Source organism: Azospirillum sp. P4_B5 (genome assembly GCF_056402275.1).
Map to the genome: position 1 here is coordinate 58,335 of NZ_JBFUHT010000033.1, position 17,986 is coordinate 76,320.

16 protein-coding genes and 1 tRNA gene are annotated in these 17,986 nt (G+C 65.5%); 8 read left to right on the plus strand and 9 right to left on the minus strand.

Annotated elements, in window-relative coordinates:
- Positions 1 to 4: 4 nt before the first annotated feature.
- Entirely contained in the window at positions 5 to 364 is a 360-nt protein-coding gene (locus AC1DVI_RS22585; RefSeq protein ID WP_476959871.1) for a DUF190 domain-containing protein, read from the minus strand.
- 227 nt (positions 365 to 591) lie between these two features.
- Between AC1DVI_RS22585 and AC1DVI_RS22590 the strand changes: the two genes are divergently transcribed.
- Genes AC1DVI_RS22590 through AC1DVI_RS22600 form a run of 3 tightly spaced genes read left to right on the plus strand, consistent with a single transcriptional unit; the run spans position 592 to position 1,921 of the window.
- Positions 592 to 897, plus strand: a complete 306-nt coding sequence (locus AC1DVI_RS22590; protein WP_476959872.1) for a substrate-binding domain-containing protein — start codon at positions 592 to 594, stop codon at positions 895 to 897.
- Between the two features lie 29 nt (positions 898 to 926).
- On the plus strand, positions 927 to 1,109 hold the full coding sequence (locus AC1DVI_RS22595) for a hypothetical protein (protein ID WP_476959873.1): 183 nt from the start codon (positions 927 to 929) through the stop codon (positions 1,107 to 1,109).
- A gap of 5 nt (positions 1,110 to 1,114) precedes the next feature.
- Positions 1,115 to 1,921 (plus strand): TSUP family transporter, encoded by an 807-nt coding sequence (locus tag AC1DVI_RS22600; RefSeq protein WP_476959874.1) that lies wholly within the window; start codon positions 1,115 to 1,117, stop codon positions 1,919 to 1,921.
- A 47-nt stretch (positions 1,922 to 1,968) separates the two neighbouring features.
- On the opposite strand, the gene AC1DVI_RS22605 is transcribed toward AC1DVI_RS22600, so the two are convergent.
- Entirely contained in the window at positions 1,969 to 2,640 is a 672-nt protein-coding gene (locus AC1DVI_RS22605) for a hypothetical protein (protein WP_476959875.1), read from the minus strand.
- Between the two features lie 274 nt (positions 2,641 to 2,914).
- On the opposite strand from AC1DVI_RS22605, the gene AC1DVI_RS22610 reads away from it, so the two are divergent.
- The gene (locus tag AC1DVI_RS22610; protein ID WP_476959876.1) at positions 2,915 to 3,577 is read left to right on the plus strand and encodes a recombinase family protein; all 663 of its coding nucleotides are present in this window, start codon (positions 2,915 to 2,917) and stop codon (positions 3,575 to 3,577) included.
- 802 nt (positions 3,578 to 4,379) lie between these two features.
- Here the strand turns inward: AC1DVI_RS22610 and AC1DVI_RS22615 are convergent.
- From AC1DVI_RS22615 to AC1DVI_RS22635, 5 genes are all read right to left on the minus strand, one after another.
- On the minus strand, positions 4,380 to 4,871 hold the full coding sequence (locus AC1DVI_RS22615; protein WP_476959877.1) for a type II toxin-antitoxin system VapC family toxin: 492 nt from the start codon (positions 4,869 to 4,871) through the stop codon (positions 4,380 to 4,382).
- Positions 4,868 to 5,617, minus strand: a complete 750-nt coding sequence (locus AC1DVI_RS22620) for a hypothetical protein (protein ID WP_476959878.1) — start codon at positions 5,615 to 5,617, stop codon at positions 4,868 to 4,870. The genes AC1DVI_RS22615 and AC1DVI_RS22620 overlap by 4 nt, the downstream gene beginning before the upstream one ends.
- A gap of 149 nt (positions 5,618 to 5,766) precedes the next feature.
- Positions 5,767 to 5,934: a hypothetical protein gene (locus AC1DVI_RS22625; RefSeq protein WP_476959879.1), complete on the minus strand. Its 168-nt coding sequence runs from the start codon at positions 5,932 to 5,934 to the stop codon at positions 5,767 to 5,769.
- On the minus strand, positions 5,931 to 7,352 hold the full coding sequence (locus AC1DVI_RS22630) for a site-specific integrase (RefSeq protein ID WP_476959880.1): 1,422 nt from the start codon (positions 7,350 to 7,352) through the stop codon (positions 5,931 to 5,933). Before AC1DVI_RS22630 ends, AC1DVI_RS22625 begins: the two co-directional genes overlap by 4 nt.
- A gap of 188 nt (positions 7,353 to 7,540) precedes the next feature.
- Positions 7,541 to 8,419, minus strand: a complete 879-nt coding sequence (locus AC1DVI_RS22635; protein ID WP_476959881.1) for an N-formylglutamate amidohydrolase — start codon at positions 8,417 to 8,419, stop codon at positions 7,541 to 7,543.
- A gap of 233 nt (positions 8,420 to 8,652) precedes the next feature.
- On the opposite strand from AC1DVI_RS22635, the gene AC1DVI_RS22640 reads away from it, so the two are divergent.
- Positions 8,653 to 8,727: transfer RNA gene (locus AC1DVI_RS22640), tRNA-Val, on the plus strand.
- Between the two features lie 114 nt (positions 8,728 to 8,841).
- Here AC1DVI_RS22640 and AC1DVI_RS22645 read toward each other — a convergent pair.
- Both AC1DVI_RS22645 and AC1DVI_RS22650 read right to left on the minus strand, forming a co-directional pair.
- Positions 8,842 to 10,833 carry a methyl-accepting chemotaxis protein gene (locus AC1DVI_RS22645; protein ID WP_476959882.1) on the minus strand — a complete coding sequence of 664 codons (1,992 nt, stop codon included), beginning with the start codon at positions 10,831 to 10,833 and terminating at the stop codon, positions 8,842 to 8,844.
- 452 nt (positions 10,834 to 11,285) lie between these two features.
- Positions 11,286 to 13,457 carry a malate synthase G gene (locus AC1DVI_RS22650; protein ID WP_476959959.1) on the minus strand — a complete coding sequence of 724 codons (2,172 nt, stop codon included), beginning with the start codon at positions 13,455 to 13,457 and terminating at the stop codon, positions 11,286 to 11,288.
- A 240-nt stretch (positions 13,458 to 13,697) separates the two neighbouring features.
- Between AC1DVI_RS22650 and recD2 the strand changes: the two genes are divergently transcribed.
- The 3 genes from recD2 to AC1DVI_RS22665 all read left to right on the plus strand — a co-directional run bounded on the left by recD2 (position 13,698) and on the right by AC1DVI_RS22665 (position 17,878).
- Entirely contained in the window at positions 13,698 to 15,896 is a 2,199-nt protein-coding gene (recD2, locus tag AC1DVI_RS22655; protein WP_476959883.1) for an SF1B family DNA helicase RecD2, read from the plus strand.
- A 351-nt stretch (positions 15,897 to 16,247) separates the two neighbouring features.
- The gene (locus tag AC1DVI_RS22660) at positions 16,248 to 16,856 is read left to right on the plus strand and encodes a cold-shock protein (RefSeq protein WP_476959884.1); all 609 of its coding nucleotides are present in this window, start codon (positions 16,248 to 16,250) and stop codon (positions 16,854 to 16,856) included.
- A gap of 299 nt (positions 16,857 to 17,155) precedes the next feature.
- Entirely contained in the window at positions 17,156 to 17,878 is a 723-nt protein-coding gene (locus AC1DVI_RS22665; RefSeq protein WP_476959885.1) for a Crp/Fnr family transcriptional regulator, read from the plus strand.
- Positions 17,879 to 17,986 lie beyond the last annotated feature (108 nt).

The following is a 17,986-nucleotide window of genomic DNA, read 5'->3' on the forward strand; positions in this document are numbered from 1 at the left end:
GGGTTCAGTCGGTCCTCCTCGGTTCCCGCATCGCTTCGGGTCCGTACTGAAGAACCTGTATCTTCTCCAGGGTGATGAGCCCGCTGGCCATCATGCTTTCGAGCACGGGCAGGAAAGCGTTGACCTTGCCCTCGCCGTCGGCGATTTCCACCACCAGCGGCAGGTCGAGCGACAGCCGAAGGATCTTGGCCGTATGGACCCGGCTGGAATGGCCATAGCCCATCACCCCGCGGAGCACCGTGGCTCCGGCCAGACCCATCTCACGAGCCTTCATGACGACCGCCTCGTACAGCGGGCGTCCGTGGTAGCGGTCATTCTCTCCCATGAAGATCCGCAGGAGAACCGCGGCTTTCGGCATCTGCATCGCCAAGCCCTCCTCGATTGAAAACTGGTCGGTCCAACGCACAATTCAATTGGTAGCCACACCAGAATTGTGGAATTCCGTTAACGGCCGAGCCGGCGTTCGCTATGCTCGGGCATACACGACGAAGGTTGAAGCCCGCAATGCGACCCCGACATGGTGCTCTCCGCCTCTCCCGCCGGGTCCTGCTTGCAACAGGAGTGGTTCTCGGCGTCGGAGCCGGGTTGTCCATGATGGCCTGGGCGGCAGACCCAACGGTTATCGCAGCGGCTGCCGACCTGAATTTCGCCCTGACCGAAGCGTCCGATCTGTTCGCCAAGGAGTCCGGGAAACCCGTCAAGATTGCCTTCGGTTCATCGGGTAACTTCGCCTGTCAGATCGCCTGGGACGGCCCCTTCGAGATGGGCATGTCCGCCGACGAGAGCTATGTCCACCCTCGATACGGCCATCCCGCCGGGTACCAACGTCGGATGGCTAATCGCACCAGGGCATGTGTACCTGCACCGCTTCCACCGCCCATTCCGCGGCGATCATGAAAACCCGGTGGCAGGAACGAGCGGAAATCTTGCGACGGGGGCAATGCACCAGCATCGTCCGCCGGGTTGGCGACCGCGACGACAGCCCGCTGAGTTTCAGTGTGCCGACGCATGTGGCGGAGCGGAATCACCGCACCATCGGCGACCGGGCCACGGTGTCCCTGCTGCGGGCCGCCCTTCACCACATGCCATGGGACGGACTGGATCAGTAGATGTCATGAACGGAACGACGGCGAACCGGCGACCTGTGGTCCTGGCCATTGGATTCGGCATGCTGATCGCCATCCTGGGCGGACTGATGGGACTCGGCGGAGCGGAGTTCCGGCTGCCGGTCCTCATCGGTGTCTTCGGGTTCGCCGTCCGACGGGCGGTGCCGCTCAACCTACTGGTGAGCCTAGCAACCATCCTGGTGTCGCTGACATCCCGGCTGACCCTCGGCACCTCCGCTCCCATCGGCGGCATGTCCGTTGAGATCACGGCGATCATGGCCGGAGCAGTCGCTGCGGCCTGGGTCGGAACCGGGCTGTTCCAGCGGATTGCCGATCACACCCTGGAGCGGATCGTTGCCGGTCTTCTGCTGCTCATTGCGGCCATCCTGCTCGGGGAGGCGGCTCTGCCCGACGGGGTCGAGATCTCGCTGCCGGCCGACGCCGCGTTGCGGGCAACCACCGGCATTCTCGCCGGTCTGGCCATCGGACTTGTCAGCAGCCTGCTCGGCGTGGCGGGCGGCGAACTGATCATCCCGACTCTCGTCCTGCTGTTCGGAACCGACATCAAGGCGGCAGGCACCGCCAGCCTGATCATCAGCCTGCCGACCGTGCTGGTCGGCGTGATCCGCTACCACCGCCAGAATGCCTACAGCGAGGCTGGGGTGCTGCGGGAGGTGGTCGTACCCATGGCTGCCGGTTCGGTGTTCGGGGCCGTTCTTGGGGCAACGCTGCTCGGCCTCGTATCCGCCAACCTGCTCATGGTGTTCCTGGGCGGAATTCTGGCGGTGTCGGCGGTCAAGATGTTCCGGAGATAGTCACCGGTACGCCGGAGAACCGCCGCACCGGTGGAGACGGATCGTCATCACCATGCGTCGGCAAGTCGGTCCCGGACTTCCGCCGAAACGCATGCCGCGGAAACCACCGCTTTCTCGTTCCTGATGTCGTCGATCTGAACCACCGTCACGTCCGCATGGTTGCGGGCCAACCGGCAAAACTGGTCCGCCTGACGATGATCAAGGGTCAGTGTCAGGGTATACGGGTGCTTGCTCTCCCGCCGATGTGTACGCTCCATTACTTCATGCATCTTCATGTTGGGCTCCGTTTTGCGGTGACTGGCTCGGGTATTTACCACAACCGTCGTCAGCGGATCGGGAGCAAGCCAGCGTTTGCCCCAGTGGTGGATAAATCCTGAAGTCGCCACAACGAACCGGGGCATTGCATCATGTTGAGATTCAGTCGTGCTCATCACATCTTGGGAGAGTTCGTACCCGCCGCCGCCAAAGGCACCCCATGGACTCCCCTGATCAAAGTCGAGTCGCGGACATGGAAAGGTCTGCCGGCTGCCCGGATCAAACAATTCGTAGAGAAGGACTACTTGATCTCCCTGCTCCGGTTGGCCGTGTGGATTGTTCTCACCTCGAAGGAGCGGGCTCAGATAGTGGGGGCATTCCTCGATACCAATGAGAATGCCATCGAGATCCTGATCGCCTTCGTCACCGAAGTGCATCGCTCGGACTTTCAGATAGCCGTCCACGACGATCTGGCGGGTTGGGCAGGCCGATGATGCGGCCCCTGCTCTCCATCAGAAATACCGGTGCCTGGACGCGACTGGTCCGCACCGGCTAACGGATCGCCGGGAAAGTGCGAGCCGGTCGCCGTCTCACACTCCATGGCAGGCGAGCGGCATGATGAAGGGCTGCTCAAAGAGCCCGAGGATGTCCATCTTTCTTGGGAATAATAGACATACGTCGTTGTGAATTGATTGATGTTCCTGTACCTTTTCCCAAAGGTTTCCGGGGGAACTTCACATGAGCACGGCCTTCGCGTACCTCAGGACCTCATCAGCCAGCAATGTGGAAGGTGATAGCCCGTACCGGCAGAACCATGCCGTGATGCGGTACGCGGCGGCGTCCGGGATTGAGGTTGTCGCCTGCTTCTGGGACTCCGCCGTCAAGGGTACTGATCCGGTTGAAACCCGGAGCGGGTTCAAGGCCATGCTGGAGCAGGCCCAGGTGAACCACATCAACCTGATCCTCGTCGAGGACGAGACGAGGTTCGCACGCGACCTCCTGGCCCAGGAATTGGGCCTCATTCTACTGGCCAACCGAGGGATCAAGGTGTTGACCTCCAGCGGCTCCGACATGACCGACGGCAGCGATCCGGCCAAGGTTATGTGGCGGCAGATAGCTGGGTCATTCGCCCAATATGAAAAAACCAAGCTCGTGGCCAAATTGAGAGCGGCCCGTGATCGGCTAAGGACCAGCCAAGGAAAGTGCGAGGGCCGGAAGTCCCACGCAGAGCGGAACCCGGAAGTTGTCCGACAGGCCAAGCGATTGGCCCGTCGGAATCCCAAGACCCGTGTCGTCAAAAGCTTGAGGCAGATTGCGGCCGAACTCGCCATCCTTGGATATCTGTCCTCGACCGGTCGTCCCTACACGCCGCAATCCATAAAGAACATGCTGGCACAGTGAAACCGGCATGGTCATGGTCACGTACAGGTCCGCCGGTGTGAAGCCCCCCACCGGGGCTGGAAGACTTAGGCCATCTGCATCGTTCCCGTTGGTGACGCAACGGCCAAACGCTCGCAGGCTCGCGTTCGTCCGGCAGCCCTCGCTTCGGCGAGCCTCGCTTCCGCTCGGCTCCCCTTCGTTCGGCTGCATCCCGGCCATCAGGAAGGGCAATCCCCAGCCTCTCCCTCATCGTGGAGGGAGGCACACTTAACCCTTCCGCAGGGTTAAGTGCGTCCGTCGAAGCTCATCGCGTCGGTCGGCCATCGAGTATGGGGGCGGCGGGGTCTACGTGTGTTTCCGACACCTGAGGCGGTTGGCCTGTACCTCATTTTTCATCCCAAGGACTTCCCCCGAAGGGGCCAGCGGTAGGACCTGGAGCCCTCGATGCGGCTGTCAGGTCCGTCCCCGTCGTGGTGTATCACGTTGCGGGGTCATTAATGAAAGTGTGGCGGTCGCCGGCCGGCTCCGGTCGGCGGCCATTTGTGAGGCTGGCCTTTTTCCGGTATAGCCTTGAAACGCAGTTGAGTTCTGAAGCTGTCAGGGGCAGCTTCCTCAAGCGACCTATGGCACGTCGTCTGTTCGGCCCTGATCCGCCAGACGGGGGTATTTAGATCTACTCAATCCCGGAAATCGAAATTCCAAGAACCATTCTGTCGGATGGCTGATATGCGTAAGTTGCATATCAAGACCGTGTGGACGAGGGCAACACGAACCTCGGGCCTCCGCAGTGGGCAGCCACAGAAGGAGACGACCCCGATGTGGATTACTGAACGCTGGTGTCTTCAAGAACCTTGTCGAACGGCAACCGCGGTTGCACGGGTCCCCGCGGCCTGCATATGAGCAACTTGCTTGGGCTCACGACCCAGCTGCTCTTTTTCAGAAGTTCGCCGTCGAAGGTGTTGAACTCGTTCAGGCCCGCATCAAGAGCGGTCGCGATATGGATGGAATCCTTCGGTTTGATTCCATTCTCCCAGACAACCTCCCGTGCGAGTTCAGCCACCTTCCTGGTGACCCCCCGCACGGCGATGTACTCGCTTCGGAACAGGTTCAGGACCTTGTTCTTGTTCTCTTTCGGAACCGGCGGACGCCCTTTGAGGTTCAGGACCTCTGTGATCGTCAACGCCGACGTGACGATCAGCACACGGCCCTCGCTGGCCTCCTGGAGGACGGCTTCACAGAGACCCACCTTGTCCTCCTCGGCGAGCAGGTAGCCAAGGAAGCAGTCCGAATCCCAATAGAGCTTGGCCCTACTCATTCATAGTTCCTCAGGATGCCGCGGACCTTGCGGAAGTGAGGGAGTTGCTCCGGATCGGGAAACGGGACGATCTCTTCGACCTTAATGCCGGTCGGCATCCCGTCTGGCCGGTACCGGATCATGCCGTAGACTTCCACCCGCTTCCGGAAGCACGATAGAGCTTGTTCGAATTGGTGATCGCCCACGTAGCAGCGAATTGGCCGGTCTGAGACTGGCTCGTAGATGACGAAGTGTTGGCTCCCCCGGACGGTCGCCATTTCAAGGGTGCCCTCGATTGACCCATGGTCCTCGTACGCGGCCCTCAGGAGATCGACTGCTGTAGCCACCGTCCTGTGGCTGATACCAACAGGTTCTTTCCTCCGCCATACTCGGACGGTGGTGTCATCCCCCTCTTTGAGACCAACCACGGACCCGAGATCCCGCAGGTGTCGAAGACCCGCCTCTGGGAGATCCTCCAGATCGTCGGTGCCGAACTCCAAAGCCTTGATGCTGGACAGCACCCGTCCGGTGATGGCCGCCACAATGTTCGGCGGAGCACCGGCTGCTGGCTCGATCCCCACGAGATTGCTGCCGGCCTTGACCTGCACCAACCACTTCACTGGTTGATCGTTGTCGCAGGCTTCCTTCGTGATCGATGACAGCACGCCGAAGAACGCCCGCACCCCCTTGAGGAATTTCTCCGGGGTCACGCTCTGGCCGTCAATCTCCAGCGTAAGTTCAGCGTCGATGTCGTCCGGCGTTGCCACGGTTCCCTCCAGCACGGTGAAGTCTACCCCAAGAGTGCAAACTGGTACAGAGGGTTGAAGAGGAGAGGTGGCGTACAAGCATCGCTTCAGCCGTCGGCGGCAACCGCCGACCCTAGGCTGGCGTGACGACCGTCCAGTGCACTGCCAGTTCAGCCCGGTGGTGGCTTGATTGGCAGGTCGAAGTCGATGCGGTTCAACTCCTGGGCCATGTACGGGATCGAGATGGAGCGGGCGTAGGTTTTGTCGGCGGGATGGGCCGGCTGAGCCCAGCCGCCAAGCCGCTTGCGGGCGATCTCATTGGCCTGGGCTTCGATCATGGCTTGGTTCCAGGTGTGGCGAAACTGTGGTACGTCGTGGTGTCAGTGCGAACTCCCGCCCGGTCCAGGAGATCGTAGACATCGTCGCGGATGCTGTCCCAATAGTTTCCGCTGCTGTACTTCGAGGCCGGGAAGACCTTCCGAAAGCCGTCCTGCTTCCGCTGATGGACGTACTCGATGAAACCCAGGTTCACCACCCGCCGGTGGAGCGGGATTACGCGTCGCGAAGCGGCGGTTTTGATGGTCTTGTCTTTGTCCTGGCCGTCTGAAAACTCGGATTGGTCGGTGATCCGGAGGCACCAATGCTCGCTCTCCTGTATCACGTCAGTCACGTCCAACTGGGCAAGCTCGTTCGCCCGGCACCCCTGGAACAGGGATAGGACCGGAAGCCAGTTCAATCCGTCCAGCCGGTACTCCGCGGTGAACAGTGCCCGCAGTTGCGGAAGGGTGAAGGACGTTCGCCGGCTTTCGCTGGCCGGAATGGAGAGGTCGTCGGCGGGTGTCGCGGTCAGGTAGGTTTCGGTGACGGCGTACCGGAAAAGGGCTGTGATGCGGTTCAGGTACTTGTTCGTGACGGAAGCCTTCAAGGTCGGAATGGAATCGTCGTCCTCACGGCGGGTGTCCAGGATGGCGGCGATTTCCTGATACTTCAGGTCTCGGAACTCCGGATACGACTTCGCCCGCGGGATCATCGACAAGATGACCTCTCTGACCCGCTTGATGTCTTCCCGGCCAACCGTAGAGACATCACGAAATTCACCCAGCACATCGGTCAGAAAGGCAAACGCCACGCCGTACCCGCGGCGGGCGTTCATGTCCATCGACTTCCGCTTCGGTTCGGCCAAGTACTGTCGGATCAGTTCACCGAGACCGGCCGCCCGACGCGGCTTGGGAGGCGGCGACCACTGCTCGTACATCCGCTTCACCGCCCCGGCCGTCATATAGTAAGTGGGCGTGCTGCCGTTGAAAGGGTTGCCGAGGCTGGCGTACTCCTCCAGAGCCGCAACGGCCGGGACGGCGTGCTGGATCTTGGCCGCGAGGCTGGGCGGTACCTGCATGTTTCTCGCCCGCAGGACGCTGTCGAGGAACTCGGCGGGCGTTTGGGGTCGCTCGTTGCCGAAGTCGGTGTAGGCCAAGCCGCCGATGATGGCGTCGTGGATCTGCTCGACGGTCATATCCTCGATCCACCGGGGCTCACGATGCAATTCCCGCCGGTACGACTCGAACCGTTTCTCCACCTCGCCGTTGATGATGCTCACCTTGCTCCGAGCCTTGGAGCGTTCCGATGCCGACAATCCCAACGCGATTTTGATCATCCCGTTCTTCATGCGGCGGAGTTCGGGGTGATCCCGGAGGCTGGCGGGGATGCGGCGTTGGTAGTAGAGCCGCCCACCAATCTCGATCACGTAGTCAGCCATCCCCGCCTCCCCGGCACGCCGGCTGTATGCCGGCCCTGTATGCTGGGGCTAGCCTCTCACGACCTTGAAATCTGTCAACTTGGCGGGATTCCGCGGTTTTCCGGCCCCTCGTCGCACTTCCTCCCTAGACTCGGGCCGGGGCTCTTGCCCCGGCCTTTTTTTGCGCGGCCCGGTGCGCGAAGGGCTGTTCAGCGCGGGGCAAGGGGGTTGGGAGGCAGGTGGGCGATGTTGTCCACCATCTCGTGCATGTGCCGGGTCAGGACGGTCAGAAAGGGCAGGCGCGACAGCGTGGCCTCGTCCATGTAGAGGTCGCGGCTGATCTCGATCTGGAGCACGTGGATGCCCTGGCGCGGGCGCCCGTAATGGCGGGTGGTGTAGCCGCCGGCATAGGGCGCGTTGCGGCTGACCGTGTAGCCCAGACCGCGCAGGAACCGCTCCGCCGTCTCGGTGACCGAGGGGGCGCAGGAATTGCCGAAACAATCCCCCAGCACGATGTCGCTGCGCCGGTTGTCGCGGTCGCCCAGACCGGGGGATGGCATGGAATGGCAGTCGATCAGCACCGCATGGCCAAACCGGGCGCGGGTGTCCTCGATCAGACGGCGCAGCGCGGTGTGATAGGGGGTGTAGCACTGCTCCACCCGCCGCACCGCTTCGGCGAAGCGCAGCTTGCCGCGGTAGATGTCCTCTCCGTTGGCGACCACGCGCGCGATGGTGCCCAGTCCGGCGGCCACGCGCGGCGAGCGGGTGTTGACGTAGGGGGGCAGAGGGTCGGCGAACATCTCCGGGTCCAGCTCGTAGGCTTCGCGGTTGACGTCCAGGAAGGCGCGGGGGAACAGCGCGCGGATCAGCGGGATGCCCAGCGCCGGGGCGCCCGCGAAGATCTCGTCGACGAAGCAGTCTTCCGATTTGCGCAACGCGCGCGGGTCGAGCCGTGCCGCCGCCAGGAATTCGGCCGGATAGCGGTTGCCGCTGTGCGGCGAGGCCAGCACCAGTGGCTTGGTCTGTTCGTCCGGGGCCAGAAGTTCGAAGGCCGGCTCCGGTGTGGCGGCGTCGACGGAAGCATCCATGGCATGTGATGTAGTGGACACGGGCGGCTCTGTCACGCACCGTCCCGCTCGCCCCCCGACAGATGTGAGGCGCGTGGTGTCCCCTCGGCGGAAAAATCGGATGCGGTTCGTATGCGGCGGCAAAAAAGTGAAATCCGGGCTTGCCAGACCTCCGGGATGATGGTACACCCCACGCCCACGCCGGACGGGACGCAAGACGGATGCCGAACCCCGAACCGACCGGCGACACGGATGGGCGCGTAGCTCAGCGGGAGAGCACTACGTTGACATCGTAGGGGTCACAGGTTCAATCCCTGTCGCGCCCACCATCCTCGAAGGCCGGAACCCAGACGGGTTTCCGGCCTTCGCCATATCTGGGCTTTGGCTCCCTGCCGGAAGACCGGCCCTTGCCGCGGAGGGCAAGAGCCTAGCGGCCTTGTGCGTCACGCCGCGCTGCGGTCCGGTGTCCTGCCGCGCGTCAGGGTCGCCAGATCGCGGTCCAGCGCCGGCTGGTCGGCCTCCGGCAGGCGGAACTTCACGTGCAGCTGTCCCGGCTCGCAGGACTTCACCGTGAAGGGCACGGGGCAGGACAGGCCGGGCGCGCGCAGGGTGCCGGGAGTGCCCACCGTCATCATCGGCGCGTCCACGATCATCGCGCCGCCGGACGACAGGTTGGCGATCCGCGCCTTGCAGTCCGTACCGGCGACGGCGCCGTCGATGGTGCAGGGCAGGTCGACCTGGAAGCGGGGCTTGCGGCGGCGGTCGACGTCGCTGGTCGCGGTGCGGACCACGCGCACCAGGACGCTCTGCAGGTCGTCGATGCTCCGCGCCACGTCCCCGGCACCGGCGCGCATGCCGTCGGCCCGTTCGCCGGTCTGGTTGGCCTCCTCGGACACCAGGGCGATGCGGCTGGACACCTCCTGGGCGGCGTGGCTGGTCTCGTTGACGGTGCGGGCGATTTCCCGGGTGGCGGCGTCCTGCTCCTCCACCGCCGCGGCGATCGACGAGGAGATGTCGGAAACCTGATCGATGGTCGCGGCGACCTCGCCCACCCGGTCCACGGCCTGCTTGGTGACCGATTGCACGTCGGTGATCAGCGTGGCGATCTCCTCGGTCGAGCGGGCGGTCTGGTTGGCGAGGTTCTTGACCTCCTGCGCCACCACCGCGAAGCCCCTGCCGGCCTCGCCGGCGCGGGCGGCTTCGATGGTCGCGTTCAGCGCCAGCAGGTTGGTCTGGCTGGCGATGTCGCCGATCAGGCGGGCGACGGCGCCGATGCGCTCGACCGCCTCCGACAGATGCCCGATGATCGCGCTGGCGGAGCCGGCCTTCTCCACGGCCTGTCCGGTCACCGACACCGACGCCGTCACCTGCCGGCCGATCTCCTGGATGGAGGCGGACAGTTCGTTGGCGGCGGCGGCGACGGTCTGGGCGTTCGCCAGCGCCTGGTTCGCCGCGGCGGCGACGGTCTGGGAGTTGTCGCTGACCATTCCGGCGGATGCGGCCATCGCCTCGGCGTTGCTGGCCATCTGTTCGGCGTGCCGGGCGACCTGCTCCACGGCGGTGCGGGTTTCGCGCTCCACCGTGTCGGCCATGGCGGCCAGGGCCTGGCGCCGCTCCTCCTCGCCGGCCGCGCGGGCGCGTTCCTGTTCGGCGCGCAGGCGTTCGTTTTCCAAGCCGGCTTCGCGGAAGACGCGCACGGCATCGGCCATCTGGCCGATCTCGTCGCCGCGCCCCTCGAAACCGACCTCCGTTCGCAGGTTGCCGGCGGCCATGCCGGTCATGGTCAGCCGCATCCGGTCGATCGGCCCGACCACGGCCCGCCGCAGGAAGAGGATGGAGGCGGCGATCAGAAGGAGCGTGACCGTGGCTGTCGTGACCAGCAGGGTCTTCAGTGTGGCGGCGGAGGCTTCGATGTCGGTGACCGCCGCGTTGAGGCCGTTCAGCCGTTCACCGCGCACCTCCTCCATGGTGGAGAGGAGCCGCTCCATCTCCTTGTCCATGCTCTCGGCCACCGCGTCGAATTGCCCCATCATGGCGTTCCCCGCCGCCGGGCCGCCGTCGACGTAGGCGCGGGACATGCGCTGGCCCAGTTCATAGAAGGGGGGGAAGGCGGCCTGGGTGGCGGCGATGCTCCGCACCATCTCCGTCAGCCCCAGCTCGCGCGCGATGGCATGGGCGCTCTCGGCATGCCAGGCGAAGGCCCTCGCGTGCTCGTCCGCCTTCGCCGGCCCGTCGTCCAGCCCGTCCAGCCCGCGCGTCGCGGACACGTCGGTCAACCACTGCTGCACCTGCGCCACGTCGTAACGGATGTTGGCGATCAGCTCGCTCAGCGGCACCACCTTGCGGCTCACCTCGTCGGCGGTCTGGCGGACATGGGACAGGTGCCGTTCCTGCCACGACGTTTCGGTCCCGACGAGGAATGTTGCGATCGCCATGACGACAAAAACAAACACAGAGACCAGTGTTGTCTTTCGTTTGATGGTCATGGCGTGCAAGAAATTCATAACAATGCTCCATTCCATATATTGCTGCCGCGGACTTGCCGCCATCGGATGAGTCGAATGGACAATTCATCCAATCAAACTTGGAATCAAGTTTACCGTTGATCCTATTACGAAGCCCTGATGTGCGCTCGCCTTATGAATAAGGTCTGTAGTCCGCGTGAGCGGGCTATGCACGATGATTGGACGTTTAGAAACGAGGATTCGTTCGAAAGAATATTGTGCGGAGGTTCCGGTTTTATTTGTGCTCGAATGTATGGAATTTGCAACCTGAGCGCCTGATTTTATGTCCAGGTTCTGGTGATTTTGTTGCTTCACGCAAAGAAAAAGGCCCTCCCCCGCGAACGGGGGAAGGGCCTTCGATGCGCGCCGGATGGCGTGTCGGTTTAGCCGGCGGCCTTCGCCTTGGCCTCGATGCGGCGGCGGTGCAGCACCGGCTCGGTGTAGCCGTTCGGCTGCTCGCGGCCCTTGAAGACGAGGTCGCAGGCGGCCCGGAAGGCGACGCTGCCGTCGAAGTCGGCGGCCATCGGGCGGTAGAGCGGGTCGCCGGCGTTCTGCTTGTCCACCACGGCGGCCATGCGCTTCATCGTCTCCATGACCTGCGCCTCGGTGGTGATGCCGTGGAGCAGCCAGTTGGCGATGTGCTGGCTGGAGATGCGCAGCGTGGCGCGGTCCTCCATCAGCCCGACGTTGTTGATATCCGGCACCTTGGAGCAGCCGACGCCCTGGTCGATCCAGCGCACCACGTAGCCGAGGATGCCCTGGGCGTTGTTGTCCAGCTCCTGCTGGATCTCCTCCTCCGACCAGTTGGGGCGGTCGGCCAGCGGGATGGTCAGGATGGCGTCCAGGCTGGCGCGCTCGCGGCGGGCCAGTTCCTCCTGGCGGGCGGCGACGTTGACCTGATGATAGTGCAGGGCGTGCAGCGTGGCGGCGGTGGGCGAGGGCACCCAGGCGGTGTTGGCGCCGGCCTGCGGGTGGGCGACCTTGGCGGCCAGCATGTCGGCCATGCGGTCGGGCATCGCCCACATGCCCTTGCCGATCTGGGCGTGGCCCTTGAGCCCGCAGAGCAGGCCGGTGTCGACGTTCCAGTCCTCATAGGCCTTGATCCAGGCGGACGACTTCATGTCGTTCTTGCGGATCATCGGGCCGGCTTCCATGGCGGTGTGCATCTCGTCGCCGGTGCGGTCGAGGAAGCCGGTGTTGATGAACACCACGCGCGCCGCTGCAGCGCGGATGCACTCCTTGAGGTTCACCGTGGTGCGGCGCTCCTCGTCCATGATGCCCATCTTCAGCGTGTTGCGCGCGATGCCCAGCGCGTCCTCGACGCGGGCGAACAGCTCGTCCGCGAAGGCGACCTCCTCCGGCCCGTGCATCTTCGGCTTCACGATGTAGACCGAGCCGGCGCGGCTGTTGAGGCGGGCGCCCTTGACATCGTGCAGCGCGATCAGCGAGGTGATCATGCCGTCGAGGATGCCCTCCGGCGCCTCGCTGCCGTCCTTCAGCAGGACCGCGCTGTTGGTCATCAGATGGCCGACGTTGCGGATCAGCATCAGGCTGCGGCCCGGCAACGTGATCGTCTCGCCGTTCCGGCTGGTGTAGCTGCGGTCGGGGTTCAGCCGGCGCTCCACCGTGCCGCTGCCCTTGGGAAAGCTGGCGGTCAGAGTTCCGGTCATCAGGCCCAGCCAGTTGCGGTAGGCCAGCACCTTGTCCTCGGCATCCACGGCGGCGACGGAGTCCTCGCAGTCCTGGATGGTGGTCAGGGCGGATTCGAGCACGAGGTCGGCGACGCCCGCCGCGTCGGTCTTGCCGATCGGGTGGCTGCGGTCGATGCGGATTTCCATGTGCAGGCCGTTGTCGGCCAGCAGGACGGCGGTCGGGGCGGACGGCTCGCCGGTGTAGCCGACCAGCCGTTCCGGCTCGGCCAGACCCGTGCTGCGGCCGTCCTTCAGCGCGACGACGAGGCGGCCGTTGTCCACCGTGTAGCCGGCGGCGTCGGCGTGCGACCCGTCGGACAGCGGGGCGGCGCGGTCCAGCACGTCGCGGGCGAAGGCGATGACCTTCTCGCCGCGCTTCGGGTTGTAGCCGGCGGTGCGCTCCGCCCCGTCCGTGTCGGGGATGGCGTCGGTGCCGTAGAGCGCGTCGTACAGGCTGCCCCAGCGGGCGTTGGCGGCGTTCAGCGCGTAGCGGGCGTTCATCACCGGCACGACGAGCTGCGGACCGGCGGTCGTGGAGATCTCCGGATCGACGTTCTCCGTCGTCACGGCGAAGTCCGGGCCTTCCGGCAGGAGATAGCCGATCTCCTTGAGGAATTCGGTGTGGGCCGCGCGGTCCAGCGGCTGCCCGCGGCGGCCGCGGTACCACTCGTCGATCTGGGCCTGGAGTTGGTCCCGCTTGGCCAGCAGCGCGCGGTTGCGCGGGGCCAGATCGTGGAGGATCGCGTCAAGGCCCGACCAGAATTGCTCCGGCGTCACGCCGGTGCCCGGCAGGGCTTCGTTCTCGATGAAGCGGTGAAGCTCCGTGGCAACTTGCAAGCCGCCAACCTGAATGCGTTCCGTCACCATTGCTGCTCTTTCCTTCCGAAGTCGTAGACACCGCGGTTTTTCGGTTTGTCGTTCTTTGGCTGACGTTTTTTTCACCGCAAGCCCGCGCGCGGTGCCGTTCCTTCGGTGCGGCTCCGGCGTGGGCTTCGCGCGACAAAGTACACATTCGCGGCGCTCCGGTCTTCCCCCGAATTGACGGCGCGGAATGGTGACATGAGGAACTCCCCCAATGGCCCGGCGCGGCCTATGTTGGGGAGCATGAGCATATCCGGTCATGCATCCCCCGCCGCGGGCGCGCCCTTGCGGGAACCGCTGTCGGGTCTGGTGGAACGGGTGACCTTCCACAGCCCGGAGACGGGATTCTGCGTGCTGCGGCTGAAGGTGCGCGGGCAGCGCGACCTCGTCACCGTGGTCGGCCATGCCGCGACCATCGGCGCGGGGGAGTTCGTCCAGGCCAGCGGGGCCTGGGTGAACGACCGCAACCACGGGCTCCAGTTCAAGGCCGACTTCCTGCGCGCCACCCCGCCGACCACGGTCGAGGGGATCGAGAAGTATCTCGGCTCCGGCCTGATCCGCGGCATCGGGCCAGTCTACGCGAAGAAGATGGTCAAGGCCTTCGGCGAGGCCGTGTTCGACGTGATCGAGCAGGAGCCGGACCGCCTGCGGCAGGTCACCGGCATCGGGCCGAAGCGGGCGCAGCGCATCATCGCCGGCTGGGCCGACCAGAAGGTGATCCGCGAGATCATGATCTTCCTGCACAGCCACGGGGTCGGCACCTCGCGCGCCGTGCGAATCTTCAAGACCTACGGGCCGGACGCCATCCGGCTGATCACCGAGAACCCCTACCGGCTGGCCCGCGACATCCGCGGCATCGGCTTCAAGACGGCGGACGCCGTGGCCGCCAAGCTGGGCATCGAGAAGACCGCGATGATCCGGGCGCGGGCCGGCATCGGCTACGCCCTGGCCGAGGCGACCGACCAGGGCCATTGCGGCGTGCCGGTGGCCGAGCTGATCCCCATGGCCGTGAAGCTGCTGGAGATCGACGCCTCGATCCTGGAAACGGCGGCGGAGCTGGAACGGCAGGACGGCGCGGTGGTCGCCGACAGCCTGGGCGGCGAGCCCTGCCTGTTCCTGGCGAGCCTGCACCGGGCGGAGCGGGCCATCGCCGAGCGGCTGCGCCGGCTGGCCGGTGGACCCGTGCCCTGGCCGGAGATCGACGCGGAGAAGGCCATCCCCTGGGTGGAGGCGAAGGCCGGCATCACGCTGGCCGAGGGTCAGCGGGAGGCGCTGCGTCAGGCGGCGACGTCGAAGCTGCTGGTGATCACCGGCGGGCCGGGGGTGGGCAAGACGACGCTGGTGAACAGCATCCTGACCATGCTGAAGGCCAAGGGCGTGTCGATCGCGCTGGCCGCCCCGACCGGCCGGGCTGCCAAGCGGCTGAGCGAGAGCACCGGCATGGAGGCGCGGACCATCCACCGCCTGCTGGAGACCGACCCGCAGGCCGGCGGTTTCAAGCGCGACGAGACCAACCCGCTGGAGTGCGACCTGCTGGTGGTGGACGAGACCAGCATGGTCGACGTGCCGCTGATGAACGCCCTGCTGCGCGCCGTGCCGGGGCGGGCCGCGCTGCTGCTGGTCGGCGACGTGGACCAGTTGCCCTCGGTCGGGCCGGGGCAGGTGCTGGGGGACGTGATCGGCTCCGGCGCGGTGCCGGTGGTGCGGCTGACCGAGATCTTCCGGCAGGCGGCGACCAGCCGCATCATCGTCAACGCCCACCGCATCAACGCCGGCCGGATGCCGGAGACGCCGAAGGCCGGGGAGGACAGCGACTTCTACTTCGTCGAGGCGGCGACTCCAGAGGCCGGTGTGGCCAAGCTGATCGAGATGGTGCGCGACCGCATTCCCCGCCGGTTCGGCGCCGACCCGGTGCGCGACGTTCAGATCCTCTGCCCGATGAATCGCGGCGGTCTCGGCGCGCGGTCTCTGAACATCGAATTGCAGAAGGTGCTGAACCCGCCGGGCGAGTCCCGAGTCGAGCGATTCGGCTGGACCTTCGGTCCCGGCGACAAGGTCATGCAGGTCGAAAACAACTACGACAAGGAGGTCTACAACGGCGACCTCGGCATCGTATCCGCGGTCGATGCCGAAGAAGGGACGTTGACCGCCGCCTTCGACGGGCGCCCGGTGACCTATGATTTTGGAGAATTGGACGAGATCGTCCTCGCCTATGCGACGACGATCCACAAGAGCCAGGGGTCCGAATACCCGGTGGTCGTCATCCCGGTGGTGACCCAGCATTACACGATGCTCCATCGCAACCTGATCTATACCGGCGTGACGCGGGGAAAACGGCTGGTGATCATGCTCGGTCAGCGCCGCGCGCTCGCCATGGCGGTGCGCGGGACGCAGGGGCGGCGGCGCTGGACGAAACTGGGGGAATGGCTGTCGCCTCTATGACCCTTGGCGGAAGACAACCATGTCGGGATTTTGTCACAAGCGTATGCGCGCGGGGTTTGCGGCGCTGGTCCCGCTGTGCGGCGTGCGCCCCGCGGAACGCCGTGGAAAATGTCTTAAGCTGTTCAATTGGCGAAAGAAATCTCCTCCGCTCCAGGGGCGGGGCGGACGCGGTGGCCCACAGCCGGGCGGAGTCGGCACCGGGCGTCTTCGGGACCGGTACCCCTTCCGAATGGACGCGTTTCCCCCTGGCCGAATGTCGCAGGAAGGGTCGTCTGGCCTTTGGCGTGCTTGACGGATGGCTCGTACCCTGTGACAAAGATAATTCGGCATCCTTTATGAGCTTGAAGACACATGTTCGACCGCCCGCCCCGCCAGGGCTACCGCGCTCCCGAGATCACCAAGGCCAACGTCACCGCCACTGTGAAGTGGTTCAACCCCACCAAGGGGTTCGGCTTCGTGTCCCCCGAGGACGGTTCGCCCGATGCCTTCCTGCACGTCTCCGCGGTTCAGGCCGCCGGCTATGACGCGCTCGACGAAGGCGCTACCATCGTTTGCGACCTCGCCCGCGGCCCGAAGGGTCCGCAGGTTGCTTCCATTCAATCCGTGGACACGTCCACCGCGTCCCGCGCGCCGGCCCGTCCGGCCCGCGCGGGCGCTGGCGGCGGCTTTGGCGGCGGCGGCTATGACCGTGGCGGCTACGGCGGCGGCGGCGGCGGTTACGACCGCGGCGGCTGGGGCAAYGACGCCGGCGGCGAAGAGGTCGACGGCACCGTCAAGTGGTTCAACGCCGACAAGGGCTTCGGCTTCATCACGCCGAGCACCGGCGGCAAGGACGTCTTCGTCCACGTGAACGTTCTGCGTCGCTCCGGCATGCAGTCGCTCCAGGAAGGCGATCAGGTGCGCGTGACCGTCCGCCAGGGCCAGAAGGGTCCGGAGGCCGGCAAGGTCGAGTACCGCTAAGCCGTCTTCAGTCTCTGAAGAACGGCCGGGGCGCTTCCGCAAGGAGGCGCCCCGGTTCGTTTTCGGGCCTCTGATGCCGTCGCCCAAGGTTCCCGCATCGTTGCGGCGAATCCCCATCTTGCCCAAACCTTGTGCATGCTGCGACATTGCCCGGGCGGCATGGACCTGCGGGTCCCGGGACACGGCGGTGTCGGGGGCTTGTCGACGGCGCGGAATGGCAATCGCCGGTGCGACGGATGTCCCGTCCGCCGGGCATCCCGGCCGAGACTGTGGGGGAGGGTGAAGAGGTGAGGGAAGGCATGAGGAACGATCCGCCGGGCTTCCGGCCCCAGGACGCCGCGACGCTGCGGTCCAATGCGCTGTTCGGGCGTCTGCCCGACCGGTCGCTGGAGCTTCTCGTCAGCACCGCGCAAGTGCGCACGGTGCCCCGCGGCACCACCCTGTTCGTTCAGGACGAGGATGCCGACCGCTTCTTCGCGCTGCTCGACGGTTGGGTAAAGCTCTACCGGCTGACCCGCGACGGGGCGGAGGCGGTGGTGACCATCGTCGCCCCCGGCGAGACCTTCGCCGAGGCCGCCATGTTCGCCAGCGGCAAGTTCCCGGTCTGCGCGGAGGCGGTCGCCGAGTCGCGCGTCATGACCCTGACGGCGGAGGGCTTCGCCCGCTGCCTGCGCGAGGACGACCAGATCGCCTTCGCCATGCTGGGGTCCCTGTCGGTGCGGCTGCGCCACCTCGTCCAGCAGATCGAGCAATTGCAGGTCCAGCCGACCGCCCAGCGGGTCGGCAGTTTCCTGCTGCGCTTCTGCCCGGAGGGCGGTGGCGCCACCAGCTTCGCGCTGCCCTTCGACAAGGCGCTGGTCGCGCGGCGCCTCGGCATGCAGCCGGAAACCTTCTCCCGGGCGCTGGCGAAGCTGCGCGGGGTGGGGGTGGAGACGCAGGGCGGGACAGTGTCCGTCGCCGACCTGGACGCGCTGCGTCGCTTCTGCAACGCCGACTCCGGGGGCGGCGAGCACGGCGGTTGACGGAACGGGCCGGGCTGGGCGCAGTCTGGGGTTGTCATCGTCCGCGGTGCCTTGCCGATGAAGGGTTGCGGCGGGCCGCAGTGGCATGTTCACGCGCGGCGGCCCTGT

Bases quoted from the DNA above. Each gene is read 5' to 3' on its own strand.
- AC1DVI_RS22585 (WP_476959871.1), bottom strand. From the start codon at position 364: ATGCAGATGCCGAAAGCCGCGGTTCTCCTGCGGATCTTCATGGGAGAG.
- AC1DVI_RS22590 (WP_476959872.1), top strand. From the start codon at position 592: ATGATGGCCTGGGCGGCAGACCCAACGGTTATCGCAGCGGCTGCCGAC.
- AC1DVI_RS22600 (WP_476959874.1), top strand. From the start codon at position 1,115: ATGAACGGAACGACGGCGAACCGGCGACCTGTGGTCCTGGCCATTGGA.
- AC1DVI_RS22610 (WP_476959876.1), top strand. From the start codon at position 2,915: ATGAGCACGGCCTTCGCGTACCTCAGGACCTCATCAGCCAGCAATGTG.
- AC1DVI_RS22615 (WP_476959877.1), bottom strand. From the start codon at position 4,871: ATGAGTAGGGCCAAGCTCTATTGGGATTCGGACTGCTTCCTTGGCTAC.
- AC1DVI_RS22625 (WP_476959879.1), bottom strand. From the start codon at position 5,934: ATGATCGAAGCCCAGGCCAATGAGATCGCCCGCAAGCGGCTTGGCGGC.
- AC1DVI_RS22630 (WP_476959880.1), bottom strand. From the start codon at position 7,352: ATGGCTGACTACGTGATCGAGATTGGTGGGCGGCTCTACTACCAACGC.
- AC1DVI_RS22635 (WP_476959881.1), bottom strand. From the start codon at position 8,419: ATGGATGCTTCCGTCGACGCCGCCACACCGGAGCCGGCCTTCGAACTT.
- AC1DVI_RS22645 (WP_476959882.1), bottom strand. From the start codon at position 10,833: ATGGCGATCGCAACATTCCTCGTCGGGACCGAAACGTCGTGGCAGGAA.
- recD2 (WP_476959883.1), top strand. From the start codon at position 13,698: ATGAGCATATCCGGTCATGCATCCCCCGCCGCGGGCGCGCCCTTGCGG.
- AC1DVI_RS22665 (WP_476959885.1), top strand. From the start codon at position 17,156: ATGAGGAACGATCCGCCGGGCTTCCGGCCCCAGGACGCCGCGACGCTG.